This is a genomic window from Enterococcus sp. DIV1298c (assembly GCF_017316315.1).
GTDB classification, from domain to species: domain Bacteria; phylum Bacillota; class Bacilli; order Lactobacillales; family Enterococcaceae; genus Enterococcus_B; species Enterococcus_B mangumiae.
In genome coordinates this window covers 21,613-28,951 of record NZ_JAFLWG010000034.1, presented here as the reverse complement: position 1 = coordinate 28,951, position 7,339 = coordinate 21,613, and the positions used below count along the sequence as shown (strand labels likewise).

The following is a 7,339-nucleotide window of genomic DNA, read 5'->3' as shown; positions in this document are numbered from 1 at the left end:
TACTTTGTCTACAATCTGAGAGGCCTACTTGCGTAGTCCTCTTTTTGATTTCATACTTGGTTTTATCTTAGTACCAACCGTTTGCTAACCAGAATGCTTTTGCAGCATCCCATGAACCGTAGCGTCCAGCAACGTATTCTTCTACAACACGTTCTTGGTTCGCTGGTGAGTAGTCACCGTTCAAATATGCTGAATCTAATTGGTAACGTCCGATGTAGCGGCCGTTTGTTGCAGTGTATGAACCACCTGATTCTTTTTGTGCAATCCATTCTTTCGCAGAGTTGCTGTTTGTTGTTACAGTAGCTGCAGCAGGTGCTACTTCAACTGTTTCAACAGGCGCAACGTATGTATATTCTTGCGCTGGTGTTTCTGTAACTACAGGAGTTTCTACTTTTTCTGTTGTTGGTGCTACTTCTGTTGTTTTCACTGATGAAGCGTCAGCTGGAATTGTTAATTCTTCCCCAACAAAAATACGGTTGATATCGTCAATCGAATTTTGTTCAGCAATTGCTTTGATCAGTGAATTGTCACCTGCAAATTTTTGTGAGATTTTAGATAATGAGTCTCCAGCTTTTACTGTATAAACTTCATCTGCATGAGCAGTAGTTCCTACAAACATTGCAGTTGCTCCAGCGGCAACAGTTGTCCCCAAAACGATCTTTTTAATTGAATTCATAGTAAGCTCCTTTTTTCTCTTTGATTTGTTTCAACGTCACTAACTTTATCATTTAGAAATATTTCATAGGTGAAAGAATTATGACAATTCATGACAAAATCGTCATATTTTTAATATTTGTAATATTTGTATTTTGGAAAAACTAGGACTAAAGTCGTAGAAACCTTATAAATCAATGTTGTAATCGTTTTTCGTCACTTTGTTAGAAATTTTGATAAAACACGTGTTCTGTAATATTCAGAAAATATTTTTTTTAATTTATTGGATTTTTTTTGCGAAATTCTTCTCATTTTTCGAAAATTAGATGCAATTGACACAAAAAAACCAGTAATTGTTACAACAATTACTGGATAAAATGATTCATTTGAAATAAATAAGTCATTTCTTAGCGTTTTTTTTCTTTTGTAACAATTGGATTGCTTGATCCATTTCATGGATTGCTTCTTCTTCTGTTTCTCTTTCCAACGCATTCGTCAACACTTCTTGCCATTTTTCAGGGTCTTTGATTCCTAATTTACCGATTGCCCACGCTGCCGTCCCGCGGATCACCGGACGGACATCACTGAGACATTCTTCAATATGAGGCAAAGCAGCACGTTCACCTAAGTTGGCTAAAGCGATCAGCGCATTTCGTTGAAGTGGTTTTCTGCCACGCCATGAGCCAGCCAGATGCCCGTATTGTTGCTTGAATTCTTTATTGGAGATCGTTAGCATAGGCGTGAGTTTTGGATAGACTTCTTCCACTTGCGGTTCCATTTCTGGATGGAAATGAAAATCTTTTCCTCTATTATATGGACAAACTAACTGACAGATGTCACAACCATAAATGACGTTACTCATCTTTTTCCGATACTCTTCTGGCATCATGCCTTTTGTTTGTGTCTGATAAGACAGACAACGTTGTGCGTTCATCCTGCCATCACCTAAAAGCGCCCCTGTTGGACAAGCAGTGACACAACGCGTACATTCACCACACCCGAAGACACCAGGAGTATCTGGCTCTAAGTCGATGTTTGTCACGATCTCTCCTAGATAGACGAACGAACCAAACTCCTCTGTGATCAATAGCCCGTTTCGACCAATAAACCCTAATCCGGCACGTTGCGCAACAGCGACATCGATCAACTCTCCTGTATCCACTTGCGGAGCCAAGCGCCATTCTTCTTCTTTTTGCCAGTGAGTTGCTCGTGACTCGATAAATGAAATCAATTGTTGCAAACGATCACGTAAAACGTCATGGTAATCGATTCCCCAGGAGGCTCGGGCAAATTGTCCACGCTTCTCATCTCTAGGCATTTTTTCATGGATCTTTGTAGGATACGCTAAAGCAATTGCAATGATCGATTTCGGCCGATCAAAGGTCATTTCTGGATATAAACGCTCATCAATATTTGGATGTTCAAATCCTGATGTATGCCCAGCAGCTTTTTGTTCCTCCAACGATTCTTTCAAGTGATCAAAAGGCTCTGCGGTGGTAAACCCGATTTTATCGATCCCAATGCGCTTGCTTTCTTGAATGATTTCTTCTTTTAATGTTAATGCCATTCTTTCCACCCTCGATCAGACACGACTATATAAACCATAATATAATCGTTCTCTTTTCAATTGAACGAATTGGATTTGTTGATCTGGGATTTTTCTTTCCTCCATCCAACGATTTCTAGCCGCAAACACTTCCCAGAAATTCACGGACACCCATTTCCTGCGTTGATCTAACGCATTGAAAAAGTTCAATGAAACTGGTTTGGTATGAAGTAATTCATGTAAACGGAGTTGTTCTCTTGGCGAAAACTCAGATAGATCCCTTGAATAAACAACGTCTTCGTATAGATTCTTTTGTTGCCCATAAGTGAACGTTTGCGGAATCTCTCCAGGACGAGCGATTTCTACTAAACGATTATAATACGTATTCATTAGTTTACTATTTGCGATAAATGCACTCTTGAAAAATGCGGATTGGATTTTGGGAATGACCCCTTCTGTTCCTATAAGAGAAAACAGCGCAGGCCATGCTTGGACCTTGAGTTCATTCTTTTGTTTGACTAATACGCCAGGCGTAAAACCGACAGATGAAAGAAAAACAAAATAGCCGATACCAGTTTCTTCATCTAATGGCTGAAAATCGTCAAACAACCATTTTCCAGGATATGTCTCCTCTTCCAATTCTTCTGGGCTTGCTATGAACGCTTTAGCCATTTCTGCTTCAAGAAATTGGAGATCTTGGTCTTTCTCCTTATTTTCTAGTTGCTTGATCTTTTTTGTTATTTCTTCTGCAATCAAAAGTTTATCTTTGCTAGTAAAATTCATAGCTTCACCTTCCTTTCCTCTCTTTTAACTATAACGGAATTTCACTAAAATTGGTATCTATAAAACAATAAACGAACGAATTTTTCTTGATAGAAAAACAGAGAAAAGACAAGGGACCGTCTTTTCTCTGTTTTTTAACTTTTTTATTAAGACTTTTGATGATTACTTAGTTCTTTTCTTGCGACAGACCTTCGTGGATTCTTTCGATATTCCACTTCATCATGTCATAATAAGAGTCACCATCTTCGCCTTCTTTAGCGATCGAATCAGTGAATAGCTCGTCAAAGATCTCAAGACCTGTTTCATTTGCCACACGCTCCATGCTTCTTGGGTCAACACTTGTTTCTACAAATAAGACTGGGACATCTGATGCACGAACTTGACTGACGATCGATTGCATTTGTTCAGGTGTTCCTTGGCTTTCCGTGTTGATTTCCCAAATATAGCCCGCTGGTAGATCGTACGCTTGTGAGAAGTATTTAAACGCACCTTCACTTGTCACTAACAACTTTTGATTTTCTGGGATCGAATTAAAGCTTTCTTTTGCTTGTTGATCTAATTCTTTTAATTTTTCAATATACGCATTGGCATTTTCTTCATATTGTGCCGCATGATCCGGATCTTTTTCAGCAAAGATACGTGCGATTTCTTCCACATATTTGATGCCGTTTGAAAGATCTAACCAAGCATGTGGATCTGCTTCTGTCTCTGACTCTCCTCCTGATAAATACAGAGGTTCGACTTCTTTACTTACTGCAAAATAATCTTCATTTTCTGTTTTATTTGCTGTATCCATCAAGTTGTCAAACCAGCCATTACCAGTTTCTAAGTTTAACCCGTTGTATAAGATCACATCGGCATCACTTGCTTTTTTGATATCTTCTGGCAATACTTCATATTCATGGGGGTCTGTTCCAACTGGGACGATACTATGGACAGTAGTTAAATCTTTTCCGACTTCTTTTGCCATATCGGCAATGATCGAATTCGTTGCTACAACTGTCAGTTTTTCCTCGTTCTCTTCTGCTGCCGAACTGCCGCAACCTGTAAAAATAAATAAAGCAGCTCCGATCAACCATAAGATGTTCATTTTGTTTTTCATGTATATACTCCATTTCTATCGTTAGTTTTTTTACGACTCGGCATTCTTTTTTCGTTTATTTCTTGAAAAAACAATTCCTTTAGTCGGTGAAAATAAAAAGGCCAACGTAAAGAATACTGCACTGGTCAACACGATTGTTGCTCCTGATGGCCAATTGTAACTATAACTGTAAAACACACCGATGATGGCACTCAATACACCGACTGTCGCCGAGATAAAAATCATTTTTGCCAATCGATCGGTCAATAGATACGCAGTTGCTGCTGGTGTGATCAACATGGAGATGACTAAAATCGTCCCAACTGTCTGTAAACTCACAACGGCAACCAGTGTTAAGAAGAACATCAATAAATAGTGGATAAGCGTCGTATTCAAGCCATAAGCTTTTGCCATCATCGGATCAAACGAAGTGATTTTCAATTCTTTATAGAAAATCAACACGAACAGCAACACGATTCCACTGACGATCGCAGTCATCAACATATCACTTTCTCTGACTGCTAACACATTCCCAAACAAGATATGGTAAAGATTCGTCGCACTTTGAGCAAAAGAAATCAAGATGACCCCTAATGCAAAGAAAGAACTAAAGACGATCCCGATTGCTGTATCATTTTTCAAGCGACTCCGTTGTGTGACAAATCCAATGATTCCAGCTGTCAACATCCCAAATGCGGTAGCTCCTAAAATATAACTAAAACCAAACATATAAGAAATCGCCACTCCAGGTAGTACTGCATGAGAGATTGCATCCCCCATCAACGACATGCCTCTTAAAATAATAAAAGAGCCAATCACACCTGAAGCTAGTCCTACGAGCATCGATGTGATCAATGCGTATTGTAGAAACTGATAATCCATTAACCCCTCAATAAACGATTGAATCATTTTTCCATTACCCCTTTAGCTAATTGTCCAATGATCTCCCCATAAGCCAACTGTAGATTTTCTGAAGTAAATACTTCGCCAACTGGTCCAGCTGCGATCAGCGCTTGATTCAATAAAATCACTTCATCAAAATAAGCTTCGACTTTGTGCAGATCATGATGGACGATCACAATAGTTTTTCCTTCATTTTTCAGTTCATTCAAAATAGCAAAGATTTTTCTTTCGCTGACCGCATCGATCCCTACAAACGGTTCATCTAAAAAGATCCATTCTGCGCCCTGCGCCAATGCTCGGGCGATAAAGATCCGCTGTAATTGACCACCAGATAATTCACTGATTTGACGATCTTCATAGTCCGCCATATCAACTTTTCGTAAAGCTTGCTTCGCTCGTTCCTTTTCTTTTTTCCCAGGTCGTTGACCCAAGCGCAAGGATGGATAGGTTCCTAATAGAACGACTCCTAACACATCGATTGGAAAAGAAAGATCCAACTCACTTCGTTGTTCCACATAGGCAATTTTTTTGCGGATCGTTTTTATGGATCGACCGTCAAAAGTGATTTCACCAGAAACTTTAGGAACTAGCTCCAATAAAGCCTTCATAAAAGTAGATTTCCCGGCGCCATTCGGTCCTATGATCCCGGTAAATTTTTGTGCTTGGATAACTGTTGATACATTATTTAATACTGTCTTTCCTTGGTACGCAACCGTTAAATCTTTAACGGAGATTTCATTTTTAGACACCTTTCGCCACTCCTTTTTCGGCATACCTAACTTTTTATTTAATCTTAGTTTAACTAATATCAAAATGATTTACAAGTGTTGTGAAAGATTTTTTTGATTTTTCTCGCAATTTTAAAAATTTTTATGTAAAATCACAAACAAGAGCCTTAAAGTAATATTCGTTATTTATTTTCTCAGTTATAAAATGAACTTATTTTTTACTTTATCACTCAACTTAAAAAAGGGGTTTTTGTATGGAAGAAGAAAAATTAACTCGGAGTCTCAGCGCCCGTCATATTCAAATGATCGCGCTAGGAGGGACGATCGGTGTCGGTCTGTTCATGGGTGCTTCATCCACCATCCGTTGGACAGGGCCTTCTGTAATGGTTGCTTATGCTGTAGCAGGCTTCTTTTTGTATCTGATCATGCGTGCCTTAGGTGAAATGCTGTATCTTGATCCCTCTACTGGTTCATTTGCTAATTATGCAAGTGAATATATCCATCCCGTCGCAGGCTATTTGACCGCTTGGAGCAACATTTTTCAGTTTATCGTGGTCGGTATCAGCGAAGTGATCGCTGTAGGGGAATATATGAACTACTGGTGGCCAGACTTGCCTCAAATCATACCAGGGATCATTGTCGTCCTCTTTTTGATGTTCGCAAATCTTGTATCAGTCAAAGCATTTGGTGAATTAGAATTTTGGTTTTCTACTATTAAAGTAGTCACGATCATTTTGATGATCATCGCTGGTTTAGGAATTATTTTTTTCGGATTCGGTAATCATGGCGAAGCAATCGGGATTTCAAACTTATGGAAAAATGGTGGTTTCTTTACAGGCGGCGTAAAAGGTTTCTTTTTTGCTCTATCGATCGTCGTTGCCTCTTATCAAGGAATCGAATTGATCGGAATGACCGCAGGTGAAGCGAAAGATCCGCAAAAAACGATCGTCGAAGCGGTGCAGTCAACGATTGGGCGTATTTTGATATTTTACATTGGCGCAATCTTCATCATTGTCAGTATCTATCCTTGGAACCAATTAAGCGAACTAGGATCACCGTTTGTTCAAACATTTTCTAAAATTGGAATCACATTTGCGGCTGGTTTGATCAATTTTGTTGTGATCACCGCAGCTTTATCTGGTTGTAATTCTGGTATTTTCAGTGCCAGTCGAATGGTTTATACCTTAGCAATCAACGGCAAAATGTCTAAAAAATTCTTGAAACTTACCCGACATGGCGTTCCATTTTATCCAGTAGTAGCCATCTCGTTTGGTATTTTGATTGGGTTGATTTTGAATTATTTGTTGCCATTAGTCTATTCTCAAACACAGGATCTATTTGTTTTTGTCTATAGTTCCAGTATCTTACCAGGAATGGTCCCTTGGATCGTTATTTTGATCAGTCAAATCAAATTTAGAAAGAGTCATCAGTTGGAAATGGCGTCACATCCGTTCAAAATGCCTTTTTCTCCATATACCAATTATCTGTCATTAGGCTTTTTGGCAGTCGTTTTGATCTTTATGTTCATCAATCCTGAAACAAGGGTTTCATTGATGATCGGTTTCGTTTTCTTAGTGTATATGGCGCTCTACTATTTTGTACGTGAAAGAAAAATCAAGCAATAGTAAAAGAAGTCAAGACTAC

7 protein-coding genes are annotated in these 7,339 nt (G+C 38.9%); 1 reads left to right on the top strand and 6 read right to left on the bottom strand.

The genetic code is table 11. The annotated features are described in order from the left end of the window. Positions 1 to 67: 67 nt before the first annotated feature. The 6 genes from JZO83_RS08500 to JZO83_RS08475 all read right to left on the bottom strand — a co-directional run bounded on the left by JZO83_RS08500 (position 68) and on the right by JZO83_RS08475 (position 5,716). Complete coding sequence (locus JZO83_RS08500; protein WP_207115501.1) at positions 68 to 676, bottom strand: LysM peptidoglycan-binding domain-containing protein; 609 nt, start codon at positions 674 to 676, stop codon at positions 68 to 70. A 378-nt stretch (positions 677 to 1,054) separates the two neighbouring features. Beyond that, positions 1,055 to 2,221 (bottom strand): tRNA epoxyqueuosine(34) reductase QueG, encoded by a 1,167-nt coding sequence (queG, locus tag JZO83_RS08495; protein WP_207115500.1) that lies wholly within the window; start codon positions 2,219 to 2,221, stop codon positions 1,055 to 1,057. A gap of 15 nt (positions 2,222 to 2,236) precedes the next feature. Then, positions 2,237 to 2,983: a hypothetical protein gene (locus tag JZO83_RS08490; protein ID WP_206856976.1), complete on the bottom strand. Its 747-nt coding sequence runs from the start codon at positions 2,981 to 2,983 to the stop codon at positions 2,237 to 2,239. A gap of 166 nt (positions 2,984 to 3,149) precedes the next feature. Continuing rightward, on the bottom strand, positions 3,150 to 4,085 hold the full coding sequence (locus tag JZO83_RS08485; RefSeq protein WP_207115499.1) for a metal ABC transporter substrate-binding protein: 936 nt from the start codon (positions 4,083 to 4,085) through the stop codon (positions 3,150 to 3,152). A gap of 30 nt (positions 4,086 to 4,115) precedes the next feature. Next, positions 4,116 to 4,973: a metal ABC transporter permease gene (locus JZO83_RS08480; protein ID WP_206856974.1), complete on the bottom strand. Its 858-nt coding sequence runs from the start codon at positions 4,971 to 4,973 to the stop codon at positions 4,116 to 4,118. Further along, on the bottom strand, positions 4,970 to 5,716 hold the full coding sequence (locus JZO83_RS08475) for a metal ABC transporter ATP-binding protein (RefSeq protein ID WP_207115498.1): 747 nt from the start codon (positions 5,714 to 5,716) through the stop codon (positions 4,970 to 4,972). The genes JZO83_RS08480 and JZO83_RS08475 overlap by 4 nt, the downstream gene beginning before the upstream one ends. A 233-nt stretch (positions 5,717 to 5,949) precedes the next feature. Between JZO83_RS08475 and JZO83_RS08470 the strand changes: the two genes are divergently transcribed. Then, positions 5,950 to 7,320 (top strand): amino acid permease, encoded by a 1,371-nt coding sequence (locus tag JZO83_RS08470; protein ID WP_206856972.1) that lies wholly within the window; start codon positions 5,950 to 5,952, stop codon positions 7,318 to 7,320. Positions 7,321 to 7,339: the final 19 nt, after the last annotated feature.